At 41.4% G+C, this 25911-nt stretch carries 23 protein-coding genes; 13 read left to right on the forward strand and 10 right to left on the reverse strand.

Annotated features, from left to right (window positions below; genetic code table 11):
- The 5 genes from JR005_RS02985 to JR005_RS03005 all read left to right on the forward strand — a co-directional run.
- On the forward strand, positions 1-546 hold a 546-nt coding region (locus JR005_RS02985), incomplete at its 5' end, for a FimV family protein (protein WP_416378505.1).
- A gap of 63 nt (positions 547-609) precedes the next feature.
- Positions 610-1920 (forward strand): hypothetical protein, encoded by a 1311-nt coding sequence (locus JR005_RS02990; protein WP_004994010.1) that lies wholly within the window; start codon positions 610-612, stop codon positions 1918-1920.
- Positions 1921-1968: 48 nt separating this feature from the next.
- A complete protein-coding gene (locus JR005_RS02995) occupies positions 1969-2934 on the forward strand; it encodes an asparaginase domain-containing protein (protein ID WP_218665532.1) in 966 nt (321 codons plus the stop codon).
- A gap of 16 nt (positions 2935-2950) precedes the next feature.
- Positions 2951-3757 (forward strand): tRNA pseudouridine(38-40) synthase TruA, encoded by an 807-nt coding sequence (gene truA / locus JR005_RS03000; protein ID WP_218665533.1) that lies wholly within the window; start codon positions 2951-2953, stop codon positions 3755-3757.
- A gap of 79 nt (positions 3758-3836) precedes the next feature.
- Positions 3837-4604 (forward strand): SDR family oxidoreductase, encoded by a 768-nt coding sequence (locus tag JR005_RS03005; RefSeq protein ID WP_228128169.1) that lies wholly within the window; start codon positions 3837-3839, stop codon positions 4602-4604.
- Between the two features lie 33 nt (positions 4605-4637).
- Here JR005_RS03005 and JR005_RS03010 read toward each other — a convergent pair whose 3' ends face one another.
- Positions 4638-5651 (reverse strand): AraC family transcriptional regulator, encoded by a 1014-nt coding sequence (locus tag JR005_RS03010; protein WP_004991427.1) that lies wholly within the window; start codon positions 5649-5651, stop codon positions 4638-4640.
- A gap of 227 nt (positions 5652-5878) precedes the next feature.
- Between JR005_RS03010 and infA the strand changes: the two genes are divergently transcribed.
- On the forward strand, positions 5879-6100 hold the full coding sequence (infA, locus tag JR005_RS03015) for a translation initiation factor IF-1 (protein ID WP_004718087.1): 222 nt from the start codon (positions 5879-5881) through the stop codon (positions 6098-6100).
- 200 nt (positions 6101-6300) lie between these two features.
- Entirely contained in the window at positions 6301-6693 is a 393-nt protein-coding gene (locus JR005_RS03020; protein WP_004991430.1) for a hypothetical protein, read from the forward strand.
- 78 nt (positions 6694-6771) lie between these two features.
- On the opposite strand, the gene leuB is transcribed toward JR005_RS03020, so the two are convergent.
- The 6 genes from leuB to JR005_RS03050 all read right to left on the reverse strand — a co-directional run bounded on the left by leuB (position 6772) and on the right by JR005_RS03050 (position 11707).
- A complete protein-coding gene (leuB, locus tag JR005_RS03025) occupies positions 6772-7851 on the reverse strand; it encodes a 3-isopropylmalate dehydrogenase (protein ID WP_004991433.1) in 1080 nt (359 codons plus the stop codon).
- A 48-nt stretch (positions 7852-7899) separates the two neighbouring features.
- The gene (locus JR005_RS03030) at positions 7900-8475 is read right to left on the reverse strand and encodes a hypothetical protein (protein WP_004991435.1); all 576 of its coding nucleotides are present in this window, start codon (positions 8473-8475) and stop codon (positions 7900-7902) included.
- Positions 8476-8588: 113 nt separating this feature from the next.
- Positions 8589-9239 (reverse strand): 3-isopropylmalate dehydratase small subunit, encoded by a 651-nt coding sequence (leuD, locus tag JR005_RS03035; RefSeq protein WP_004991436.1) that lies wholly within the window; start codon positions 9237-9239, stop codon positions 8589-8591.
- Between the two features lie 11 nt (positions 9240-9250).
- Complete coding sequence (gene leuC, locus JR005_RS03040; RefSeq protein ID WP_010588573.1) at positions 9251-10684, reverse strand: 3-isopropylmalate dehydratase large subunit; 1434 nt, start codon at positions 10682-10684, stop codon at positions 9251-9253.
- A 219-nt stretch (positions 10685-10903) separates the two neighbouring features.
- Positions 10904-11170 (reverse strand): DUF4282 domain-containing protein, encoded by a 267-nt coding sequence (locus JR005_RS03045; protein WP_004991440.1) that lies wholly within the window; start codon positions 11168-11170, stop codon positions 10904-10906.
- Between the two features lie 18 nt (positions 11171-11188).
- Positions 11189-11707 carry a hypothetical protein gene (locus tag JR005_RS03050; protein ID WP_004991442.1) on the reverse strand — a complete coding sequence of 173 codons (519 nt, stop codon included), beginning with the start codon at positions 11705-11707 and terminating at the stop codon, positions 11189-11191.
- Positions 11708-11939: 232 nt separating this feature from the next.
- Between JR005_RS03050 and JR005_RS03055 the strand changes: the two genes are divergently transcribed.
- Entirely contained in the window at positions 11940-12827 is an 888-nt protein-coding gene (locus tag JR005_RS03055; RefSeq protein WP_218665534.1) for a LysR family transcriptional regulator, read from the forward strand.
- A gap of 212 nt (positions 12828-13039) precedes the next feature.
- Entirely contained in the window at positions 13040-15262 is a 2223-nt protein-coding gene (gene ovoA, locus JR005_RS03060) for a 5-histidylcysteine sulfoxide synthase (RefSeq protein WP_004991446.1), read from the forward strand.
- Between the two features lie 230 nt (positions 15263-15492).
- On the opposite strand, the gene JR005_RS03065 is transcribed toward ovoA, so the two are convergent.
- Complete coding sequence (locus JR005_RS03065) at positions 15493-16143, reverse strand: HAD family hydrolase (protein WP_004991451.1); 651 nt, start codon at positions 16141-16143, stop codon at positions 15493-15495.
- A gap of 183 nt (positions 16144-16326) precedes the next feature.
- Between JR005_RS03065 and JR005_RS03070 the strand changes: the two genes are divergently transcribed.
- Positions 16327-16827 (forward strand): RNA pyrophosphohydrolase, encoded by a 501-nt coding sequence (locus tag JR005_RS03070; RefSeq protein ID WP_004991453.1) that lies wholly within the window; start codon positions 16327-16329, stop codon positions 16825-16827.
- Positions 16828-16896: 69 nt separating this feature from the next.
- Entirely contained in the window at positions 16897-19188 is a 2292-nt protein-coding gene (gene ptsP / locus JR005_RS03075; RefSeq protein WP_004991456.1) for a phosphoenolpyruvate--protein phosphotransferase, read from the forward strand.
- Between the two features lie 75 nt (positions 19189-19263).
- Here the strand turns inward: ptsP and JR005_RS03080 are convergent, their stop codons facing one another.
- Positions 19264-20928 carry an acyl-CoA dehydrogenase family protein gene (locus JR005_RS03080; RefSeq protein ID WP_218665535.1) on the reverse strand — a complete coding sequence of 555 codons (1665 nt, stop codon included), beginning with the start codon at positions 20926-20928 and terminating at the stop codon, positions 19264-19266.
- Between the two features lie 68 nt (positions 20929-20996).
- Here JR005_RS03080 and JR005_RS03085 point away from each other — a divergent pair, with 68 nt between their 5' ends.
- A complete protein-coding gene (locus JR005_RS03085) occupies positions 20997-21623 on the forward strand; it encodes a TetR/AcrR family transcriptional regulator (protein WP_228731738.1) in 627 nt (208 codons plus the stop codon).
- Between the two features lie 304 nt (positions 21624-21927).
- A complete protein-coding gene (locus JR005_RS03090) occupies positions 21928-23448 on the forward strand; it encodes a catalase (RefSeq protein WP_004991461.1) in 1521 nt (506 codons plus the stop codon).
- 105 nt (positions 23449-23553) lie between these two features.
- On the opposite strand, the gene JR005_RS03095 is transcribed toward JR005_RS03090, so the two are convergent.
- Positions 23554-25896: a membrane-bound PQQ-dependent dehydrogenase, glucose/quinate/shikimate family gene (locus JR005_RS03095; protein ID WP_228731739.1), complete on the reverse strand. Its 2343-nt coding sequence runs from the start codon at positions 25894-25896 to the stop codon at positions 23554-23556.
- Positions 25897-25911 lie beyond the last annotated feature (15 nt).

Genomic DNA, 25911 nt, shown 5'->3' on the forward strand with positions numbered 1-25911 from the left:
TCTAGTGAAAATCAACATGTTGTACAACGTAATGAATCGCTATGGAGTATTGCAAATCGAATTGCGACTCAAACCAATCAACCCATTGCACAAGTCATGCAACAAATCAAAGCACAAAATAGTCACGCGTTTATTCAGGGTGATGTCAACCGTTTAAGACAGGGGGTTGCACTTAACTTATCTGCGGCAGTCGATCAGGGCCCACAAAAAACCGCTACCGTCAAAACTGCGCCGAATTCGACTCAAGCATCAGGACGAGCAAAATATCGCCTCAATCAGGCTGAAATGAACTTAGTTGCAGACAGTGAACAAGATTCCACACAAGGAAGTGCAAAACACAGCACAAAACAAGACAAAAGCACCACCGAGTTGTCATTAAAAGTTATGACAGCACGAGAAAAAACCGTTAAATTACAGCAAAGCGTCACTGAAATGGAACTGGCTCTGAGACAAAAGGATCAAAGAATCCAGCTTTTAAATGCGCGTCTGGCACAATTACAGCAACAGCTAAAAGAGCGAGAAAATGCAAAAAAGTCAGTTCGTTAAAGTCAAACGCATAGATATTTAAATGAGTCAAAGAAAATGGCTCATGCTTGAAGGGGTATAAGCATGTTGTATGTGATTCCGTTTATTATTTTATTGGTCATTGCGGTTGTTTTAAAAAAACGGGAAGCCAGCAAAGAAGAACAAAAACCTAAAAACAAGATCAATACAAATAAAAAGGGAAAAAAAGCTGCAGGAAAATCGGTAACTCGTCCTCGTAATGAGTCTCGCGAAGTTACACCTACGATTATTGCTGAACAAAAAAAGACCACACCCGTTTCTCAGGAATTACATCAAAAGATTATTTCACTGATCCAATCTGGAAATTATTCTACTGCAGAAGCACAAATTAATCAGGCTTTAAACCGCGATAATTCACAACACGGATTATATCTACACCTGTTAGATATTCATATTCTACAAAAAGATGAATTTGCTGTTGATCAATTAATTACTCACCTGCGCGCACTTGATTTACAAGATATTGTGATGCAGGCAGAAGCTAAAAAACGTGAGTATGATCAACAAAAGCAACCTGATTCAATCGAGTTTTCTGCAACCGGTTTAGATTTTCCTTCAACTGCACCACCACAAGCAGAAGCAACAGCGCCCCCTGTCATCAGTGATGCCGATTTTGATGCTTTGGTTCAGCCAGTGCAGCAAAACAATGCAATTACCACTGATCATATTGAAAGCAAAAAGCAAGATTCTGCTGAAATAGAAGCACTGGAATTTAATTTTTCTTTTGATCAAACAGCAAAACCTAGCGAACAAATACCGACACCTCCTGAAGCACCATCTGAGAATTTAACTGAGTTTTCATTAAGCTTAGAACCTAGAGAAGTTTCAAATCATCATATTGAAACAGCGCAAAATATTAATGTTGATTTTGCACAAGAATCTAGTACAGATGCAAAATTAGCAGAGCCAAGCAATCTCGATTTTTCCAATTTAGATTTTGCTCCACAACCTGCATTAAGTCCTGAAAACACCACTCAAGAAGCCCCTCCAGAGCAGCTAGCAGAGACATTACCTGAATTTAAGTTTGATCAGTTAGAACTTGAACCAACAGCAACACAGTTAGAACCAAGTGCAGAACCTGTATTATCCTTTGATCAAGTAGCGGAGCCCGTTACCCAGCCTCCATCTCAGGTTTCTACTGCATCTTCTGCCTTTGATTTAAATGATCCATTGGTTCAATCTTTTCCAGAACTTGCTCAGGTTAATGAAACTCAATTAGATCTTGATCTTGCAATAAAATATGTTGAATTGGGTGCCTATGATTCAGCACGGATTTTATTAACTAAAAATGAGACAGTTTTTAGTACTGAGCAGCGAGAACGTTCAAAAAACTTACTCAATCGCATAGCATCTTAAAAAAGATCGTTCTACCATAAGCAGTCTGTTCAGACTGCTTTTTTTATTATGAAGAAAATTGCATTAATCTATATGGGTGGAACCTTTGGCTGTGTTGGAGAACCTCTGGCACCCATGCCTTATATCCAGTTTATGCCCCAACTACAACGCATCATTCCTATAGAGCTGCATGTCGATTGTTTTTCTGCACCTGTCATCAAAGATAGTAGCGCCTGTACTGCGCCAGACTGGCTTATGTTGGTTCAACAAATACAACAGTTACAATTACAGGGCTATGCTCATTTTGTAGTCATTCATGGCACAGATACCTTAAGTTATGCTGCCGCCACATTGGCACGTTTCTTAGGGCAATCCTGTCATTTGGTCATTACAGGAAGTCAGTATCCCCTGCTCAACAAAGCTGGAACAGATACCCGCGAATTTACTGATGCACTGGATAATTTATATTACGCGCTTGATCAAGTCGTAAAATTACCCGCAGGAAGTTATTTGGCATTTCATCATCAGGTTTTCCATGCACAAACCGCGTTAAAAATACAAACCACTGAGCTGGATGCTTTTACTGGGATATTGGCCGAAAAAGACTGTGGCACAGCAACATCATCTTATCTGGTCAATGATGAAACAATATTACGTAGCCAAAATTTATCGCTTTTAAATATAATGGCACAGCCGATTGGCCTACACGCTTTTAAGCAACAATTACAAAACCTAGTTTCACATCCACCGCATTTTTTAATTATGCAAGGTTTTGGGACAGGTAATTTGGCTGTTGATGAAGAACTCATTTCACTTTTGCAACAGCTTCGACAACAAGACTGCCTGAGTATTTTAACCACTCAAGTCTGTTTTGGTCAGATGGATCAGCGTTATGCAGTCAGTGAATGGGTCCATAGCGCCAAAATATTGATCAATAATACCCTTAGCCATGCCGATTTATATGCCAAAGCATTGCAACTTTATTTACAATTTGACTCCCCAGAACTGCGTGAGCAACACTGGACACTATCTTAATCTTTGAGGTCTAAATATGCAGCGCTTTGCAATCGGTATTGAATTTTGCGGTATTCGTTATCGGGGCTGGCAAACGCAACAAGCGGGCGTACCAAGTGTGCAGGAAGCTTTGGAGCGTGTATTAAGTACCATCGCAGATGAACCGATTATTTTGCATGGTGCAGGTCGTACCGATGCGGGTGTGCATGCCACCAATATGGTGGCGCATTTTGATACCCATGCCATACGCCCTGAACGTGGCTGGATGATGGGTGCCAATAGCCAATTGTCTAAAGATATTTCGATCCAGTGGATCAAGGAAATGTCCCCTGATTTTCATGCGCGCTTTAAAGCCATCGCGCGTCGCTATCGTTATGTGGTGTATAACACAAACTATCGTCCCGCCTTACTTTATAAACAAGTCACACATATTTATCAGCCGCTAGATGTGGAAAAAATGAAGCTAGCGGCAGCTAAATTTGAAGGCACACATAATTTCGAGAGTTTCCGAGCAGCCGCATGTCAATCCAACCAACCCGTGCGTCATGTCAGTCATTGCCAACTCATTGAACATGGTCGTTATTTGGTACTCGATATTCAAGCTGATGGCTTTTTACATCATATGGTACGTAATATCATGGGATGTCTACTTGAAATTGGGCAAGGACTGTACGGCGTAGATCATATTGATACCATGTTTGCAGCGCAGGATCGAAAGGCCGCAGGCATCACAGCCCCAGCACATGGCTTATATTTTATTCAGGCTTATTATCCAGAACAATTTGAGCTTCCTCAACCACCACTTGGACCACATTGGCTGAATCTGCCTGATGCATTTGCCTAATTTTTGTATTAACGCAAGAATCGGGTCGTTACTTGCCCCCAAAATTTTCAAAATGAGTCTTTCAATATCATTGAGACTCATGATGAAACGTCTAGAAAATAAAATTGTTATTATTACAGGTGCAAGTTCAGGTATCGGTTGGGAAAGTGCTTTACTGTTTGCGCAGCAAGGTGCAATCGTGATCAATGTGGCTCGACGTGCCGAACGTCTTCAAGAGCTTGAGCAACGCATTAAAGCAGAAGGCAATATGTGTTTCTCTGTCGTTGGTGATCTTTGTGATCCATCGACCATGCAACGTGCTTTAGACTTAGCTTTACAACGTTTTGGTCGCATTGATATTGCCTTTAACAATGCGGGTATATTAGGCGCATTAAAACCTGCGCATCAAATCAGTCAAAATGAATGGGAAAATACCTTAAACACCAATCTTTCTGCAAATTTCTATGCTGCACAAATGCAATTAAACGCCATGCTTCAACAAAAAAAGGGCTGTATTTTATTTACCTCGACGTTTGTTGGGCATCGCATAGGTTTTCCAAATATGGCGGCTTATGCTGCCAGTAAAGCAGGTTTAATTGGCTTAACTCAGGTGATTGCCGCAGAGTATGGCGCCTTCGGTATTCGTTGTAACTGTCTCATTCCGGGAGGTACAGACACAGAAATGGGACGTGCTGCTGTAGATAACGAACAAGCACGTCAACATATTCAGAATTTACATGCTTTAAAACGAATGGCACAGCCTCAAGAAATTGCACACGCTGCTTTATTTGCAGTGAGTGACGAGTCGAGTTTTATGACAGGCTCAACCCTTTACGTTGACGGCGGTATTTCCGTAGTGCGGGGTTGACTCAAAAAAAGCATCCATTGAGGATGCTTTGTCTTAAGAAGAACGCTGCTTACGCTTTCTATATTCTACTGGCGTTTCATTGGTCCAGCGTTTAAATGCTCGATAAAAAGTACTTGGTTCAGAAAAACCCGTTAGATAAACAATACGTTCAACACTTTCATTGGTATTAGCCAGTAGTTTCTTGGCTAAACGGCAACGGTAATCTGACAAAATCTGCTGAAAACTGGTATTGGCTTCGCTCAATTGAGTTCTTAGGCGACGCGGTGTAATGTGTAACTGCGCTGCAACTGTTTCCAGTGTGGTTTCACCGCTTTCTAAGGTTGAACCAATCGCACGGCGGACTTCACCGACTAAATCATAGCGTGCCAGCTCCTGAAGCTTTTCAATCGCAAGTTGTTCATGTAACTGCAATAGCTCTGGTTCCGCTTGCCACAGTGGATAATCCAGAATATCGGCATCAAAATATAACCGTGTTTCTTTTTGACCTAGACTGACTGGGCAGCCATACACACGTATATATTCATCTTCTGCTGCGCCTTGATTAAAGTCAAAATCAATAAAAATAGGCTTAAACGCACCTTCGGTAATAAATTTAAAAAATCGTAAGATGCCTGATAAAGCGCATTCTGAAAAATGTCGATTGACAATATTGTCAGAGAATGACTGTTCGCCATTGGTCAAGTAACATCCATTTTCATCGACCACTAAGCGCGCTTGTAAAGCATCACTAATTAAACGTTGATAGGCTAATGCTCGTTTGAGTCCTTCACCAAATGTTGCACTACTAATAAATAAATGCTCAATCACCTGACCACGATATAAAGGTAAATGCTCACCCAAATGCAAACCAATATCGGGGTCTTTACTCACTTCTTCTGCCGCAATCCAAAAGGCATATTGCGCATTTAAAGGAGTACGGGTATTGGTATCCACCTGATTTAAGGCAACACCCGCTTTTGTTAAAATTTCTTCGGTTGGCAATCCCGCACGACGAATCGCCTGATAGCCAAATCGTAATACAACCGACGCATCTGTTAGCTGACCCACGTGACATCCTTCCTTGTATGTTCTTCATTTATACTTAAAAACGTAATTTAGATTACCGCTGATTGACCAAACTGACAACTCAATTCAGGTCATTTTTACACATTTTTTTTAATGAATTTGACCCATTTGCCACTTTGACAAGCACCATAAATTGGGGCACTGGTCTTGTTTTTTGATAAAAAATTGACTACAATTTGCGCCTTTCCAATTTGATCATCAGGTAGGCTATGGCCAATAAAGAGGAACTCATCGAGTTCGAAGGCGTTGTCACCGAAACGCTTCCTAATACGATGTTCCGTGTACGTTTAGAAAACGGTCACGAAGTAATTGCACACATTTCTGGTAAAATGCGTAAACACTATATTCGTATTTTAACGGGCGACAATGTTAAAGTTGAAATGACCCCATACGATTTGACCAAAGGTCGTATTACTTATCGTGCGCGCTAATTCCGTTTAGTGAATGCAAAGAAGCCACTGTTTATCTGTGGCTTTTTTTATATACATGAACTCACATAACTCAAATTAATATTGAGTTTTTAAAAAAATTAGATGAATTTTCAACTTATAACCTGTTTTTTTTATATAATTACGAACCCATACACTAAGGCTTTTAAAGCCTATCCTTAAAAGAAAATGGAATATTTAAAATGAAAAAATCTTGGATGGCACTTTCAACACTTTGCATTTGTTTTAGCTTATTTTCTGCCTGCACCACAACAGGGTGGAAATCTAAAGATCTTAATGCATATTTGCAACAATTTGTTGGGCAATCAACTCAACAAGTGCAACAAACCATTAACTTAAAATCCATGGGATATCAAACAACACAAAAGCCTATTCTCACATCAGATCAGCTCACATATACCGTGATACGTTCTTTAAACATCCCCACTCCAGCGGCTAGAAGTTTTGACGGGATGACCATTCAAACAGGTGCAAGCGGAGCAAATAGTTATAATTTAAATATAAAATGCGATATTGTATTTTTACTCAAAAATAACGTTGTTCAATCTTATCAATATCAGGGTCGAGCTTGTTAAAAATATATGATTATGTGGATTTAATAAAAATGCAGCCGAAGCTGCATTTTTATTGTTACCAATCTTGATGATTCAAAATTAAGCCAGTGCTTGAACCACAGCATCACCCATTTCTGAAGTACCAACCTTCGTCATGCCTTCAGACATAATATCACCCGTACGCAAGCCCTGATCCAATACGTTACCTACAGCATCTTCAATCGCTTTTGCTGCTGCTTCTTCACGGAAGGTGTAACGCAACATCATGGCAACCGATAAAATTGTGGCCAGTGGGTTTGCAATATTTTGTCCAGCGATATCTGGTGCCGAACCATGACAAGGTTCGTACATGCCTTTGCCATTTTCATCTAGCGACGCAGATGGCAACATACCAATGGAACCTGTCAACATCGCTGCTTCATCAGACAGAATATCACCAAACAAGTTACCTGTGACGATCACATCAAATTGCTTTGGCGCACGCACCAATTGCATAGCTGCGTTATCCACGTACATATGCGAAAGCTGAATGTCTGAATAATGAGCCTGTTGCAAATCAGTTACAGTTTGCTTCCACAGCTCAGTCACTTCTAACACATTGGCTTTATCGACTGAACAAACCTTACCACCACGTAACCCTGCCATCTCAAAAGCAACTTTGGCGATACGTTTAATTTCAGATTCGCTATAAACATCGGTGTTGTAGCCTTGTTTTTCGCCATTTTCCAGTTCACGAATACCACGTGGCTGACCAAAGTAAATACCACCTGTCAGTTCACGAACAATCAGAATATCCAGACCAGCAACGATCTCTGGTTTTAAGCTTGAAGCATCTGCCAATTGCGGATAAAGAATCGCTGGGCGTAAATTTGCAAATAAGTTTAATTCACTACGAATTTTTAATAAGCCACGTTCTGGACGGATCGAGCGCTCAATCGTATCCCACTTAGGCCCACCGACTGCACCAAGTAAAATTGCATCGGCTTTTTTGGCTTGTTGCGAAGTGACCGCAGGATATGGTTCACCATGTGCATCAATCGCAGAACCACCTAACAGTCCATGTTCCCAACTCAAACCTAAATTAAATTTTTGATTAACTGAAGTTAATACTTTTTCAGCGGCAGCCATAATTTCTGGGCCAATACCGTCACCCGCTAAAATTAAAATTTGTTTCGACATTTCTTCTTTCCATTTTTTCACTGTATCAGCCAATTTGCTGATGGGTCATTAAACCTTTTGCTCTACAAACTCACCCAAACCTGTCACAGCGTTAAAAGGACGACAAAAACGGCGAATGGTACGCTGACCCTCTTCCATTGCGACACATAACGGCTCTGGTGCAGACACATTGAGTAAGCTTCCGCCTGTATGTTTGGAGCGATCACGGTACATTTTAAAGGTATAGTGCTGATTCGATTTAAACTGATGAATCACATGAAAAGTTTCAGCACGATCAGGTGAAATAGGATAGAAACGAATCACTAATTCATATTGATCTGCGGGTACAGACAAATACATGACATTATGTGAGCTAAAAACAGAACCCTGTAAGCGGACAATGCCCTGCTCAAGACTTTCCGAACTTACCCGATGACTATTTGCATCCATAATGGGCGTTGTATTTAGACGCTCAAACTCACAATGTTTGACACCAGCACAATAGATAGAAGCATTGGCCCGAGTATTTCCTATCCCCGCTTGTTTAATACGTAATGTATCAACAACTGTGTTTGTGCTTTGACATGCACTCAGTGCAACTGAGCATATTCCAAGCATCACACTATGGAGAAATGTCCTCTTCATTGTCAGAGCCCAACCTTATTCAGAGTAAAGTTTTTCAACATCTTTTAGCCTGCATGGTAACAAGAGTTGAGCTTCTATGCTATTGCTATCTTTAAAAAGTACCGCTCTCCTATTTACTGCTGCAACTCCTGAAATACCCAAGGACGTGACTGTTTGGCCTGCGCTTCAAATGCACGAATTGCATCGGCATTTTGCAAGGTCAAGCCAATATCATCCAAACCATTCAACAAACAATGCTTGCGGAACGAATCAATTTCAAATGTAAATGCCTGACCCGATGGCGTACGTACTTCCTGTGCCGCTAAATCAACAGTCAGTTGATATCCTTCGTTTGCAGCGCATTCTTTAAATAACTGATCTACAATATCTTCTGGCAAAATTACAGGCAACATCCCATTCTTAAACGAGTTATTAAAGAAAATATCCGCATAACTTGGTGCAATCACGGTACGAAAACCGTATTCATTTAATGCCCACGGTGCATGTTCACGGCTTGAACCACAGCCAAAATTGGTCCGTGCCAATAAAATATTTGAACCTTGATAGCGTGGCTTATTTAAAACAAAATCAGGATTTTTAGGGCGCTTGCTAATATCCTGTCCCAAATAACCTTCGTCTAAATAGCGTAGCTCATCAAATAAGTTATCGCCAAAACCTGTACGTTTGATCGATTTTAAAAACTGTTTTGGAATAATTAAATCGGTATCGACATTGGCACGATCCAAAGGTGCAACAATACCCTGTTCAACTGTATATTTTTTCATGGTTTGCTTCCTTAGAATGAACGAACATCAACAAAATGACCCGCAATTGCGGCTGCTGCGGCCATTGCTGGACTGACCAAATGCGTTCTTCCCCCATTGCCCTGACGCCCTTCAAAGTTACGGTTTGACGTTGAAGCGCAATGCTCGCCTGGTTGTAACTTATCTGCATTCATGGCCAAACACATTGAACAACCCGGTTCACGCCATTCAAAACCTGCTTCCAAGAAAATTTGGTCTAAACCTTCTTGCTCTGCCTGTTGTTTGACCAAACCAGAACCCGGCACGATCATCGCCTGTTTAATGCTTGAAGCCACCTTACGACCTTTCACCACTTCTGCGGCTGCACGAATATCTTCTATACGCGAGTTGGTACATGAACCAATAAAGACGCGATCTAACTGAATATCTTCCAATGCCTGACCCGCAGTTAAACCCATATATTGATAAGCACGTGTCCAGTCATTGCGTTGTACGTCATCTTTGGCTTGTTCCAATGTCGGAACAGCTTTCGATACTGGAATGACCATCTCAGGTGAAGTGCCCCAAGATACTTGTGGCTCAATCTCTTCACCCTGCAAAACAACCACTGTATCAAAGTGAGCATCTTGATCAGAATGTAAAGTATTCCAGTAGGCGACTGCTTGATCCCATTGTTCATCTTTTGGTGCATACGGACGATTTTTCACATATTCAATGGTTTTATCATCGACTGCCACCATGCCCACGCGCGCGCCCGCTTCGATTGCCATATTACAGACCGTCATACGACCTTCAATCGACATATCACGGAAGACTTGTCCACCAAATTCAATCGCGTGACCTGTTCCACCCGCAGTCCCGATTTTTCCAATAATCGCCAAGACCACATCTTTCGAGGTGACACCTTTGCCTAAAGTGCCATCGACACGAACCAACATGTTTTTCATTTTCTTTTGAACAAGGCACTGGGTTGCCAAGACATGCTCAACTTCTGATGTTCCAATCCCATGTGCCAAGCAACCAAATGCACCATGTGTAGCAGTATGCGAGTCACCACATACCACGGTCATTCCTGGCAAAGTTAAACCTTGCTCAGGCCCCACCACATGTGCAATACCCTGACGAATATCATTGATACCAAATTCAACGATATCGAAAGTTTTGCAGTTATCATCAAGGGTTTGTACCTGAATGCGTGAAGTATCATCTTCAATCCCTGCAATCCCCTGCGCACGTTCTTTTTTGGAGGTTGGAACGTTATGATCAGGCGTTGCGATATTGGCACTTAAACGCCAAGGCTTACGATCTGCAAGTTGTAAACCTTCAAAAGCTTGCGGACTGGTCACTTCATGTAATAAATGACGATCGATATAAATGAGGCTTGAACCATCGTCTCGTTGTGAGACCAAATGGTCATCCCATAATTTGTCATATAAAGTTTTTGCGCCTTGGGTATTGCCTGCCATGTCGTCGCTCTCCACCGTGCTTGCCATTGGACTGGGTAATGCTAATCTTATCTTGATTATAGCGAATGTTTTACATAAAACTAATTTATCATTTTTATAAATTAATAAACTTTTTGGAATGAAATTTTTACTTTTTATTTCTACAAAAAAAATTGCTAAGTGCATATAACGCTCTGGTTATTTGTACTTAGCAATATGTTTTTGATGATCTGGGGACTTTTAGCTTTTATCTGCGATTTTTTTCAAATTATCATGAATTTTGAAAATAACAATGAGTAATTCACTATATACCCGAACTATCACCAAGCCAAAAATAATGACAAAAATAGCCATAAGAAAACGCATGCCGAAATTAGTATAGGCATAACGACCTATTCCAAATAGCATACTCATAGAAGTCAACGAAACACCCACTAGACCTAACCAATATATGATCGTAATAATTTTCGGGGTGATCATCGTATCGAGTTTAAGAAAATCTTTCATAAATATACCCTGTGCAGATTAAGATAATTTCTGTTGTATTCGTTTTTGTTGTTCAAGCAATTGCTTTTGAAGTGTGGCCATTTCCTCTTGAGTTTGTTTAACTTCAACAGGATTAGGTGGAGTAGCTGTTGTTTGTTCAACCATTTTTAAAGATAAATTGTTCATTTGAATCAACTTGTCTCTCAAGCTACTGACTTCAACACTTTTTAATTGAGCTTGTGCCAATTCATTATTAAAGCTATCAATAAAAGGCAACATGGATGTTAAAGTTTGTTTAACTTTATCGGCTTGACCACTTTGCATAGCTTTCATCATTTCATTTTGAAATTCAGATGCTTTTGCTACATTTTTTGTTGAAATTTGATCGATCAATTGTGTATCAGTCTTGATATCTGCCAGATTATTCGTACTAAATTTGTTTGCAGCAACCTGCTGACTCTGCGGTTGTTGTTCGCCTTCTGATTGATTGGCTTGTTTACTACATGCACTCAATGACACAGCAGTACAGCACATAAGTACAGTGATCAGTTTATTCATTAGGTTCCCCTCAAAATAATAATTTTAAGAGATCGCTTTTTTTATTAATTATCTAAAAACTGTTTTATTACTATCTTTTAAAGCAATAGAGAAAATAATCACTGAAGAAAAACTTGCCTTAAAACTCACCAAACAGATCGCTTTGTGTTGGAAAGGTGGGGGTGAAAATCATTTGCTGTTGTTAGCTGACTAAAGTTAAGATGATGTCAATCAAAGAACTTAATACTGCCCCATGAATCTCGCCGCCTTTGAAGCCTTTGTAAAAGTGATGGAAACAGGTTCAATTTCGCTGGCTGCCGAACAGTTGTTTATTACCCAACCTGCTGTCACCAAACGAATCCATAGTCTGGAAGAATATTTTGGAGTCAAATTATTTGAGTCCGCAGGTCGTGGCGTACAACCCACTCATGCAGCGCACTCCTTGTTACCGCGAGTCAAAAACTGGCTGAATGAACTCGGCGATATTCATTACACACTCAGCCATGAACATGATCAGGTGCAAGGTCGCTTAAAAATAGGGACGAGCCATCATATTGGCTTGCATCATCTGCCCTATTATTTAAAACAATATGTACAAGAGTTTCCAAATGTAAAACTGGATGTGCATTTTGTAGATTCTGAACAGGCACATGAACAAGTCTTGGCAGGTGATCTGGAACTCGCTTTTTTAACACTCCCCCCCCAAGGCGATGAACGTTTAAGCTATATGAATGTCTGGACAGATCCACTTGTCTTTGTAGCCGCCCCATTTCATCCATTGGCACAGCAAAAAAATCTAACCCTTGAAGATTTACTAAATTATCCAAGTCTGTTGCCCTCTGCACAAACCTATACCAGTCAAATCACTTTAGCTGAGTTTGAAAAACATGGCCTCAAACCCAAAATCACCATGAGTAATAATCCACTTGAATCCATTCGAATGCTGGTTTCGATTGGTTTAGGTTGGTCTGTTTTACCTAAAACGCTGGTGAATCAGGACTTGCAGCAACTCGATCTAAATATGGAACTACACCGACAATTAGGCATGGTCTGGCATCCATCACGTAGTCAATCCAAAGCAGCTCAAGCGCTTATTCATTTAGTACAATGTCATTTACACAATAAATCTTTTACACAATAAATCTTTGAGACCTATGTAACCCAGATTTACCGCTGTTTACTGAACTATAAAAAACCTAAAGCCAAATAGGAGTAAGTTGGTGCTTAAGCCATGCCTTATTCCTATTCAAGAATAACAAATCAATATGATTGAAATATCGAAGTACTGAAATATCAAAGCATGGTGAAGCTAAATAAAAATCGAATGATAGCCTGCCAAGATGGAGCCTCAGCATGTTGACCGAAACTTCAAAATTAGCCAGCGAACAAAATACTGATGATCCAACCCCAGCCACTTGTGCGATCAAAACATCTGAAGTTTTAAGTCAAAATACGTCTGCAAACAGTACTCGTCCGAAATTGCTACGGACACCCAATTTACGTGATCATGACAGTGCCAGCATGCGCGTGATTTTACGAGATTATTTCTTAAATACTTTTGATACTTATGAATGCCTATTTGAATGTCTGGCGAGTGATGAGGCATTTTATAAAAAACCAATTTCCTTACGCCATCCCCTGATTTTTTATTACGGGCATACTGCGACTTTTTTTGTGAATAAACTGTTATTGACCCGCATGATTGAACAGCGGGTTGATCAGAAAATGGAATCGATGTTTGCGGTCGGCGTCGATGAAATGAGTTGGGATGATCTGGATGATACCCATTATGAATGGCCAACGCCCCAACAAGTCAAAGCCTATCGCGATAAAGTCCGTCACCTCATATTAGATTTAATCGAACATGCACCACTGACTATGCCTATAGACTGGAATCATCCGTGGTGGGCGATCATCATGGGGATTGAACATGAGCGGATTCATCTGGAAACCTCTTCGGTTTTAATTCGCCAACATGATCTAAGTTTTGTAAAACCGCATCCAAGCTGGCAAGCCAATACACAAAGTCGTCATCCACCCGAAAATATGCTGCTTAAAGTATCTGCGGGAAAAGTCTTACTCAATAAAGAAAAACAGGATGCGTACTATGGCTGGGACAATGAATACGGTCAGCATGAAGCAGAGATTGAGGAATTTGAAGCCTCAAAATATCTGGTCAGTAATCAGGAATATTTAAATTTTGTTGAGGCACACGGCTATCAAACCCCTGAATACTGGCTAGAAGAAGGTCGATCTTGGCTAGAATTTAGCCAAGCGAGTCATCCTACTTTTTGGATCAAGAAAAAACAGGGTTGGTTTCTGCGTCTGATGACCGAAGAGGTGCCCATGCGCTGGGATTGGCCTGTCGAAGTCAACTACCATGAAGCTAAAGCATTTTGTCTCTGGAAAAAAACAACGAGTGGCTTAACTGTTCGTTTACCGACAGAGGATGAATGGTATCGTTTGTATGATATTGCAGGTTTAAAAGAACTCAATGACCATCCTGCCGACTCCAATTTACATCTGGACTATGCTGCCTCCTCCTGTCCGATTGATCAATTTCAACATGGCGATTTTTTTGATGTGCGAGGTAATGTCTGGCAATGGACAGAAACCCCGATTTATCCATTTGAAGGTTTTGATGTTCATCCGATTTATGACGATTTTACTACGCCCACTTTCGATGGGCGGCACAACTTAATTAAAGGCGGTTCGTGGATTTCTTGTGGGAATGAAAGTTTGTCTTCTTCCCGATACGCATTTCGCCGTCATTTTTTCCAACATGCAGGATTTCGCTACGTGGTTTCCGAACAAAATGCTATACATCCAGACTCTCACTATGAAACTGATCAATTGCTGTCGCAATATGCCGAATTTCATTATGGCGATGAATATTTTGGTGTCAAAAACTTTTCCAAAGCACTGGTTGATTTAGCCATTCAAACCTTGGGAGATCGACCCAAAATACAAGCACTCGATATCGGCTGCGCGCTTGGTCGCGCGAGTTTTGAATTAGCTCAACATTTTGAATATGTAACGGGCATTGATTTTTCAGCACGTTTTATCCAACATGGTGTACAACTCGCCAAAGGAGAAACTTTGCGTTACACCCTGACCACTGAAGGTGAATTAGTCGACTATAAGTCCTGTGCCTTACGTGATTTAGGTCTTGAATCTATTCAAGATCGGGTTGAGTTTTATCAAGGAGATGCCTGTAATCTCAAACCTCATTTTACCGCTTATGACTTTATCTTCGCGTCCAACCTCATTGACCGTTTATATAGTCCAAGTAAATTTTTAAAGCAGATTCATGAACGTTTAAACATTGGCGGTGTGCTGATGCTTGCCTCACCTTACACATGGCTAGAAGAGCATACCCCACGCGAAGAATGGATTGGCGGGTTTAAAAAAGACGGCGAGAATTTCACCACACTGGATGGCTTACATGAATTATTAGATCAACATTTTCGTTTGATTTCCCCACCACAAAAAACGCCTTTTGTAATTCGAGAAACTGCACATAAGTTCCAACACACTTTATCGGACGTGACATTTTGGGAACGTATCAAGGAATAGGAAATAAAATGCTCAACCCATAAGGGTCATCGTGACAGGCGACATGGATGTCGCCACGCTGGATTGCGGTTGCAGGGATGCATCGTCAATCCAGCAAAAGATTTTTGTTACTTTTCATCTTTGAAAAGTAAGGTAAACATAAAAATAGACAACCTCGATCCAAATCTCAAAAATCTAGAAACTCTTTAGCTGATCAAAATATAAACTAAAGCTATATCTAGACTGAAAACTTAAATCGACCAATCCTGAACTTCCCATCCTTTCTCTTGCGCCAATGTCTCTAAACGATCGTCTGGATTTACCGCAATCGCATGCGTTGCATATTCAAGTAAAAATCGATCATTGATTGAATCTGAATACGCCCAAGATTCATTTACTTGACGACCATCTAACCATTGATCCAGACGAAGCAATTTACCTTGTTGATAACATGGTAATCCTGCGACCTTGCCTGTATAAGCGCCTTCGACCACTTCGGCATTGGTGGCAATAATGTTTGTAATCCCAAACTCACGAAAAATAGGCGCAGTGATAAAATCACTGGTCGCAGTAATCCCCACAATCTCATGCCCCAAGGCTTTATGATGTTCAATCGCTGCAAAACCTTGTGGACGCATTTGTGGGCGAATCACCTTTTGCATAAATAACTGATGCAATTCGGTTAAATAGGCATTGTCATGCCGAGTCAAAAACTGAAAAACAAACTCATTATAAGCAATCGGGTCAAGTTGCCCTGCTTTATAGTCTTCATAAAATTGATCATTCATCTGACGATGATGTACGGGATCGACTAAACCTTCATTGACCAAAAACTCTCCCCAAGAATGGTCAGAATCTGTATTAAGTAAGGTGTGATCGAGATCAAACAAAGCCAATTTCATGAAAATACTCGTTAAAACTGAAATTTAAGAAAAAAAATGTAAATCTATCTCCGCTAGTCGATAGAAATTCGTTAAGATCATAGCAATTTTAATGCATTTTACTTTGATCTTTTCGAGCTGGGCTTCAAGAGTGACCGCCCCCGATTTCAAAGTCAACGATATTGATAAAATTTAGGTAGCCAAATGATCGACTCTGAAGGTTTCCGACCCAACGTCGGGATCATTTTGGCAAATGATAACGGACAGGTTTTATGGGCAAAACGCATTGGTCACAATGCTTGGCAATTTCCACAAGGAGGAATCCAGTTTGGAGAAACCCCTGAACAGGCACTTTACCGTGAGCTGAGAGAAGAAGTCGGCCTCTTGCCTGAACATGTCCAGATTATTGCGCAAACCAAAGGTTGGCTGCGTTATCGTTTGCCACACCGATACATTCGACCGGACTCAGATCCTGTCTGTATCGGACAAAAACAAAAATGGTTTTTACTGAAACTCACCGCTCCTGCGGGCAATATTCAGTTAAACCTCTCTGACCCTGCCGAATTTGATGAATGGCAATGGGTCAGCTATTGGTATCCACTGGGTCAAGTAGTGAACTTCAAACGTGATGTTTACCGCAGAGCCATGATGGAATTATGTATGTTATTGCCGCAGCAACAATCGGCTGAAAAATCACTTCTTTAGCAAGTGATTTTTTGACTGAGTGCTGTTATAACATCACTAAGCGCGATTCATTTTTTGGAGCATATATTCATGTCAAACATGCAACTCGACACCTTAAGACGGATTGTTCAGGAGATCAATGCGTCGGTGAGTTTGCATGAATCTTTGGACATTATGGTGAATCAGGTCGCCGAAGCCATGAAAGTTGATGTCTGTTCTATCTATTTACTGGATGAACGCAATCAGCGTTATTTACTCATGGCTTCCAAAGGTCTCAATCCAGATTCTGTCGGCAATGTCTCATTGCATGTCGGTGAAGGTTTGGTCGGCTTGGTCGGACAGCGCGAAGAAATTGTCAATCTGGAAAATGCCTCCAAACACGAACGCTTTGCCTATTTACCTGAAACAGGTGAAGAAATTTATCACTCCTTTCTTGGCGTACCCGTCATGTATCGCCGTAAGGTGATGGGTGTATTGGTGGTTCAAAATAAAGAACCTCAGGATTTTAGCGAAGCCGCTGAGTCATTCCTCGTGACGTTATGCGCTCAACTTTCAGGGGTGATTGCACATGCCCATGCGGTGGGTAATATCGATGTCTTTCGTAAACCAACTTCTGGCGCTGCCTATAAAACTTTTCAAGGTGTTTCTGGCGCGGGAGGTATTGCCTTAGGTCGGGCGATTGTGCTTTATCCCCCTGCGGACTTGGCAGCCGTTCCTGATCGTGAAGCCGAAGATATCAGTGATGAATTACAACTTCTAGATCAAGCCATTCTTTCAGTACGCACTGAAATTCAATCGCTTGATGAAAAGATGCAAGACTCACTGATGTCAGAAGAACGCGCACTCTTTAGCGTATTTTTACGCATGCTAGATGAAAATGCGCTGCCTGCCGAGATTAAAGAACTGATTCGGGCTGGAAACTGGGCGCAAGGTGCGGTACGCCGTGTGATTGATAAACACATCAGTCTGTTTGCGCAAATGGAAGATGATTATCTGCGTGAACGCGTTTCAGATTTAAAAGATCTTGGGCGACGGATTTTGGCCTCATTACAGGAAGCCGATTCTAGTCATCGTGAAATTAGCCCAGACAGTATTATTATTGGTGAAGAAATCAGCACAGCCGCACTGGTAGAACTGCCTGTCGATAATATTGCTGCCATTGTCACCACAGAAGGCGCGGCAAATTCACATATGGTGATTGTGGCACGTGCTCTCGGAATTCCGACCGTAGTTGGTGTGACCGAATTGCCGATTAACACCCTTGATGATGCAGAAATGATCGTCGATGCCTATCAGGGACGTGTTTTTATCAATCCCCCACGACGGATGCGCCAACGTTATAAAGAGATTCAAAAAGAAGAAGAACAAATCGCCAAAGATTTAAAACAGTACGAAACCCGCGATGCGATTACACCTGATGGTGTTGCAGTCCGTTTATATGTCAATACAGGCTTAATGATCGATGTGGTTCGCGGCGTACAACGTGGTGCCAAAGGCGTGGGCTTGTACCGCAGTGAAATTCCATTTATGTTGCGTGATCGCTTCCCAGGCGAAGAAGAACAACGCGCCATGTATCGTCAGCAACTCAGTCACTTTGCCAACAAACCTGTGACTATGCGTACACTGGACATTGGTGCAGATAAAGACTTACCTTATTTTAGTATTGAAGAAGAAAACTCGGCACTTGGCTGGCGTGGTTTACGCTTTACCCTTGATCATCCAGAGATTTTCTCGACACAGGTTCGCGCCATGCTCAAAGCAAGCATTGGCTTAAATAACCTGCATATTTTATTGCCAATGGTGACGAGCGTCAGTGAAGTCGAAGAAGTCTTGTATTTATTGGAACGCGACTGGATCGCCGTACAAGAAGAAGAACAGGTTAAAATTACCAAACCCAAAATTGGGATTATGGTCGAAGTTCCAAGTGTACTGTTACAGATCGATGAGTTTTCAGAATTGGTCGACTTTTTCTCTGTGGGATCAAATGACCTGATTCAATATCTACTGGCGGTTGACCGTAATAACCCTCGCGTTTCTAGCGTGTATTCACACTTTCATCCATCGGTATTACGTGCTTTGCAACGTCTGGTGAAAGAATGCCATAAATATGAAAAGCCTGTGAGTATTTGTGGCGAAATGGCAGGAGATCCTTTCTCGGCAATTCTATTGATGGCCATGGGTTTCAATACACTCTCCATGAGTTCGAGTAATATTTTACGGGTACGTAAAGCCATTTGCCATGTACCTATGAGTGATGCAGAAAAGTTACTGAGTGAAGTGGTTAAAATGAATAATCCATTGATGGTTAAAAGTTGGATGGAATATTATTTTAAAAAGCATGGTTTGGGCGATATGGTTAAATCTAATCGTTTATCCGTTTAAATTGACCCAACTAAGATTCTGATAAATAAGGGCACATCGATTGTGCCCTTATTTTTTACTTCAATTAAGCGTTTTTTAGATTGGTAAGCTACGCTCTAATATCTGTTGTACTATTCTTGCGTCTGGATCTGTTTCTGGCATTAAAATTAATCCTGTCACACGACCATGAAACATACTATAACGCGACTGGATAAAAGTATTTGCAACTTCATCAGGTGCATAACGTTTTAATAATACAGCCTGAGCGAGTATCACTAAACGACTCACAAAACTTCTTGCCATAAATTGCAGTTGTTCAGGCGATTGTTTTAAGACATCCAATAATTGATTCACTTCATTGTGCAGTTGTGGCACCTGCGAGGTCACGTCATAAAAAGATTCAAATAAAGTCTGAATCGATGCTGGATGACGTTGAATCGCGCGTAATACATCCAGACACATGACATTACCCGAGCCCTCCCAAATTGAATTGACAGGGGCTTCTTTAAATAGTCGTGCCATCATTCCAGTTTCGACATAACCATTACCACCAAACACTTCCATCGTCTCACCTGTCAGTTCAACGGCACGCTTACAAATCCAGAATTTTGCAGCAGGGGTCATGATACGCGCCCATGCCTGTGACAGATCATCCTGATCTTGATAACTCGCAGCTAAATGCATGCTGAGTTGGACTGCTGCTTCACTTTCTAAGGCCAAATCTGTCAAAACAGCCTGCATTAAAGGCTGATCAGCAAGGACTTTGCCAAATGCCTTGCGCTGACGCGTATAAGCAATACATTGCACCAAAGCCTGACGCAAAATGGCAGAACTTCCCACGACACATGTCAACCGAGTATATGCTGCCATTTCTATGATGGTCGGAATACCTCGCCCTTCCTCTCCAATCATAATGCCCCATGCATCATGAAACTCAACTTCACTGCTTGAATTACTACGATTCCCTACTTTATCTTTAAGACGCTGAATATGTACGCTGTTTTTTGTGCCATCTTCTAACCAACGCGGCACATAGAAACAACCTATTCCATCTGTCGGGGTTTGTGCAACCACTAAATGTGCATCCGACATCGGGGCTGAAAAAAACCATTTGTGCCCTGTGAGTAAATATTCCTGCCCCCGACCAGACCTTGCAATCGGTTTTGCCAAAGTTTGATTGGCACGAACATCTGAGCCACCTTGTTTCTCAGTCATGCCCATGCCAATCCAGATCGATGATTTTTCTGAAATGGGCACATCACGCTCATCATAATTTGTCGATAACAGCTTTTCTCCTAACTGTTGCCACAACTTCGGCTCACGCTGTAATAATGGAATACTGCCTAAAGTCATGGCATTTGGACATAAATTTCCACATTCCACTTGTCCACTCAGATAAAACCGTGCAGCCCAATCAACCCAATTTGTCTTAGACTGCGCGGCAATAAACGGATGCGCATGTACGCCATATTGACGATTTAACTTCATCCATGCATGCCATGCGGGATGAAATTCCAGATCATCGATACGACGACCGCGCGCATCAAAAGCGTGTAATTCTGGCGTATGCCGATTGGCTTGATCAGCCCATAGATAGGCCTGAGTAGTGCCCACTTTCTCGCCCAATTCTACAAGCAACGCTTGATCCTGACTGCCATAACGCATCAGGATTTCTTGTAAAACAGGATCGGTTCGATATAAGTTATAGTTCTGTAGCTCATCAAACTGATTTTCGATCTGATGGATCATCCTTGTATTCATTGCTTATCCTTGATTATTTTTATAACAGTATAGGAACAAATCAGACCTAAAGTGTTCGGATTTAATTTATGAAAATCACCAGTATCAAAGTGCGTAGAAAGCCCAAGCAGTCAAGAGCCCGATTTACTCAGGATGCACTGATAGATAGCTTTGTTCAGCTTTTACTGGAGAAAGAAGCGAATGCGATCACGATTCGGGAAATTACCGATCTGGCAGGTGTTGGTCTCGGGACTTTTTATGAATATTTCAGCCAAAAAGAAGATTTACTCGCGCTGACCATTCATCATTATGTGCAGCGTAATGCGCTGTCTCTACAGCAAGCGTCTGAAAAAGCTCTCAAACCAAGTCCCAATTTCAATACCTATATTCAGGCATTGATCCACTTACAGCTTGAACGCATTGCTGAACACGGTACTCTCTGGAAAAAATTATTTCTTCTGGAACGACAAATTTCAAATACCGAGATTTATCAAAAGCATTATTCACAACACGTAGAGGCGTGGTGTTTTGTGCTAAAGCAACATCCCGAACATGTGCTGATGGATGTTGAATGGCTTGCACTCAATATTCATCGTATTAGTTATGGTTTTATTTCCCAAACGCTGATGGTTTCGCAACACGATCAAACAACTGACTGGGAACGCCTTGAACAGGATATTCAAATCGCCATTTATGGATTTATCCAAACATCTTGATAATAATCGATTTTATCTCTTATAAAAATAAATTTAATCGTTTTTACATTGTACAAAATACAGCGTATGTTAAATGCATGAATCATTTACACGGAATGGATTGCCCTCTTTAAGTCGATTCATCATATTGCAATACAGCGCTTTTATGTTGCATAAGATATTGACCTCAGGCATCACAGATTCGATTATTTTTTACAAAATATCCAATGTCATTTAAGGTTGGGAATGTTAGTTATATAGTATTGCTATACCCATGACATTATTAGAATTTTAATCACAAGACCCTGTTTTATGGAGAATTAAAATGAGTGACGATAAACTAAAGTGTCCAGTCACCCACCTTACTACTGATGCAGGTGCGCCTGTTGTAGACAATCAGAATAGTATGACGGCAGGTGCACGTGGCCCTCTTCTTACTCAAGATCTCTGGCTCAATGAAAAGTTAGCCAATTTTGCCCGTGAAGTCATTCCAGAACGCCGTATGCATGCCAAAGGTTCAGGTGCATTTGGAACATTTACTGTAACCCATGACATCACTCAATATACCCGCGCTAAAATTTTCAGTGAAATTGGTAAAAAAACTGAAATGTTTGCCCGTTTTTCTACCGTGGCAGGTGAACGTGGTGCAGCCGATGCAGAGCGTGATATTCGTGGATTTGCCTTAAAGTTTTACACCGAAGAAGGTAACTGGGACATGGTGGGAAATAATACGCCGGTGTTCTTTTTCCGTGATCCTCGCCAGTTTCCTGATCTGAACAAAGCAGTTAAACGTGATCCTAAAACCAACTTACGTAATCCTACTTACAACTGGGATTTTTGGACACTTTTACCTGAAGCATTTCACCAAGTCACCATCGTAATGTCTGACCGTGGTATTCCAGATGGTTATCGTCATATGCATGGTTTTGGTAGCCATACCTATAGTTTTATTAATGCCAATAACGAACGCTTCTGGGTTAAATTTCACTTCCGCACTCAACAAGGGATTAAAAATCTAACCGATGCTGAAGCCGAAGCTCTCATTGGTAAAGACCGAGAAAGTAGTCAATCTGATTTGTTTAATGCCATTGAACGCGGTGATTTTCCAAAATGGAAATTATGTGTTCAAATTATGCCCGAAACCGATGCAGAAAAAGTCCCATATCATCCATTCGATTTAACCAAAGTTTGGCCACATGGCGATTATCCACTGATTGAAGTCGGTGAATTTGAACTGAATCGCAACCCTGAAAACTATTTTCAAGATGTTGAACAAGCGACTTTTGCACCGAGTAATCTAGTGCCTGGTATTAGCTATTCTCCAGACCGTATGTTACAGGCACGTTTGGTGAACTATGCTGATGCACATCGTTACCGCGTAGGTGTCAATCATATTCAGGTTCCAGTCAATGCCCCTCGTTGTCCTGTTCACAGTAATCGCCGTGATGGGCAAGGTCGTATGGATGGTAACTATGGCGGGCTTCCACACTATGAACCAAATAGTTTTCATCAGTGGCAAGAACAACCCCAATACCGTGAACCACCATTAAAAATTAATGGGGATGCAGATTTCTGGGATTATCGTAAAGATGATAGCGATTATTTCAGCCAACCACGCGCTTTGTTCAATTTGATGAATGCTGAACAAAAACAGGCTTTATTTGACAATACTGCACGTAATGTCGGTGGCGCATTAGACTTTATCCAATATCGTCATATTCGTAACTGCTACGCCTGCGATCCAGCTTATGGCGAAGGTGTCGCAAAAGCATTGGGTAAAACTGTTGCAGATGCACAAGCAGCTCGTGCCACTGATCCAGCTCAAGGTAATCCTGGTTTATTGTAAGTTTCATTGTTAGAGATGAAGATTAACTTATTCGAGTGATCTTTTATCTAAAATAAAACAGCCAGTAAAATTACTGGCTGTTTTGCATTTTAACCTATTGATTGATCATGACTGATTTAAGGCAAAAGCCATCACATAATCTCCCACTTCGCTAGAATGTGCTGCACCGCCGACAGAAACCACAATATATTGCTTCCCTGTCTTAGGCGACACATAAGTCATTGGAGTGGCACTAGAACCCACTGGCAAACGGTACTTCCAGATTTCTTGACCCGTTGCTGCATCATAAGCACGTAGGTAATAATCCTGACTCCCCGCAAAAAATAACACTCCGCCAGCAGTTACCGATGTACCTGCATAGGTTGGCATTCCCATCGCTAAAGGAATATGAGACTTGATGCCCCAAGGCCCTAAGTCTTTTGTGGTTCCTACTGGAACTTGCCACAGCACTTGTTTACTTTTCATATCAATCGCGCTAATCGTACCAAACGGTGGCTCAGTACATGGGGTTTGCATGGCAGATGTCCACATCATGGTGACCATTCCATACGGCGTACCCGTCTGTGGTGAAGGTCCATGTCCTGTACCATCGGATGGATATTTTTTATTAACCTGTGCAAACTCATCGCGTTTTACCAACCAGAATACAGATGGAATACGGATATCGTTCATATAGGCAATCTGATTTTTAGCATCATAGGCCACACTTCCCCAGTTCATTCCACCTAAATTTCCGGGCTGTTCCAATGTTTTATTGAATCCGACTGGCGTAAAGTCGCCTTCATAGCTCATTTTTTTAAACTGAATCCGACATACCAGTTGGTCAAATAAGGTAACACCCCAAATTTTCTTCTCATTTAAATGATCAGCACCAATGGTTGGCATACCCACTGAATATGGCTGAGTTGGAGAAAGTGGTTTTTCATCTGGAATCGGGCTTTTTGAAGGTACTGGTTTTTCCACGACATCAGCAATTGGCTGACCTGTTTCACGATTTAGCAGAAAGATTTGTCCACGTTTCGTGGTTTGCATTACCGCTGGAACGATCTGACCATTTTGATCTGGAACATCCATCAATGCAGGCTGCGATGGCAAATCATAGTCCCAAAGATCATAGTGTGTGGTTTGGAAATGCCATTTTTCTTTACCAGTACGCACATCCAATGCCACCAAAGATGAATTATATTGATTCGAAAATTCAGGGCGTTCTTTGCCATAGTAATCAGGCGTGTTATTACCCAATGGAATATAAACTAATCCGAGTTTGTCATCATAACTTAAAGTCGTCCATGAATTTGGCGTACCTCGTGTATAGGTTTGCCCCTCAGGCGGTAATTTATCAATCGCAGGATTACCCAAATCCCATGCCCATTTCAGTTCGCCTGTTTTGGCATCAAAACCACGAATCACTCCCGAAGGTTCAGCAACTTCCTGATTATCGACCACCCATCCACCAATCACGATAGTATCGTTTGCAACCAGTGGTGCCGAAGTCTGAAAATAAAAACCAGGTTTGACCTCACCCATGCCTGTCTTCAAATCAACATATCCTTGCTGACCAAACTCCTGACAAGGCTGACCCGTTTTCGAATCCAGCTCTAATAAACGTGCATCATTGGTGGTTTGTACAATCCGCTGCTGACATTGTGCCCGATGATTTTCACGGGTTAATGCGACTTGCCCAATTGAACGTTGAGGTGTTGCCACACGTGCATCAAAATATCCCAAACCTCGACAGCGTTGCCACATAGGTGATCGACCATTGGCATCAAACTTCCAGACTGATTTTCCTGTATCGACATCTAAAGCAGCAATAATGCCGTTACGTGAACAGCTATAGAGCAAGTTGTCGATTTGTAATGGCGTGTTTTGATCGACCCCAGGGCCTTTATCGCCAGTTTGATAGGTCCAAGCAACTTGCAGATTTTTGACATTATCACGGTTAATCAAGGTAAACGGTGAAAATCGGGTTCCTTCATTGGTACGGCCATAGGCTGTCCAGTTTTCAGGCATTCCAAAAGGCGTATGCGGTTGATACGACTTGCCATTTGCATATTGGGCATCATGCGGAAAGAAAGCGGCAATCGCCATACCAATGAAAATCACCAGTGAGCCTAAACTCAAGCCTAACGTTTTGGCATTGTAATGCTCTTTGCGTAAGGCATAGAGCGCCACAAAAGCCAAGCCTAACGGAACCATGATCCTTGCGAGCATCGGCCAGAAAGCAAAACCGCGTTCGTAAATTGCCCAAAGACCAGTCAAAACCAGCGCAATAATCGTTAAATAAAAACCAAGTGCTTTATTTTTATATAATAAAAAGCTACTTGCTAGATAAATCAAACCGAGTAAAAGGTAATAAAACGATCCACCTGCACTAATTAAGCTTATTCCTCCAATGATGAGAAATAAGCTGGTAAATAGCGTGATGAGAATGATTAAAATCCTCATTATTTTCATACTGAA

The organism is Acinetobacter sp. Colony158 (assembly GCF_019264745.1).
Taxonomy (GTDB): domain Bacteria; phylum Pseudomonadota; class Gammaproteobacteria; order Pseudomonadales; family Moraxellaceae; genus Acinetobacter; species Acinetobacter ursingii.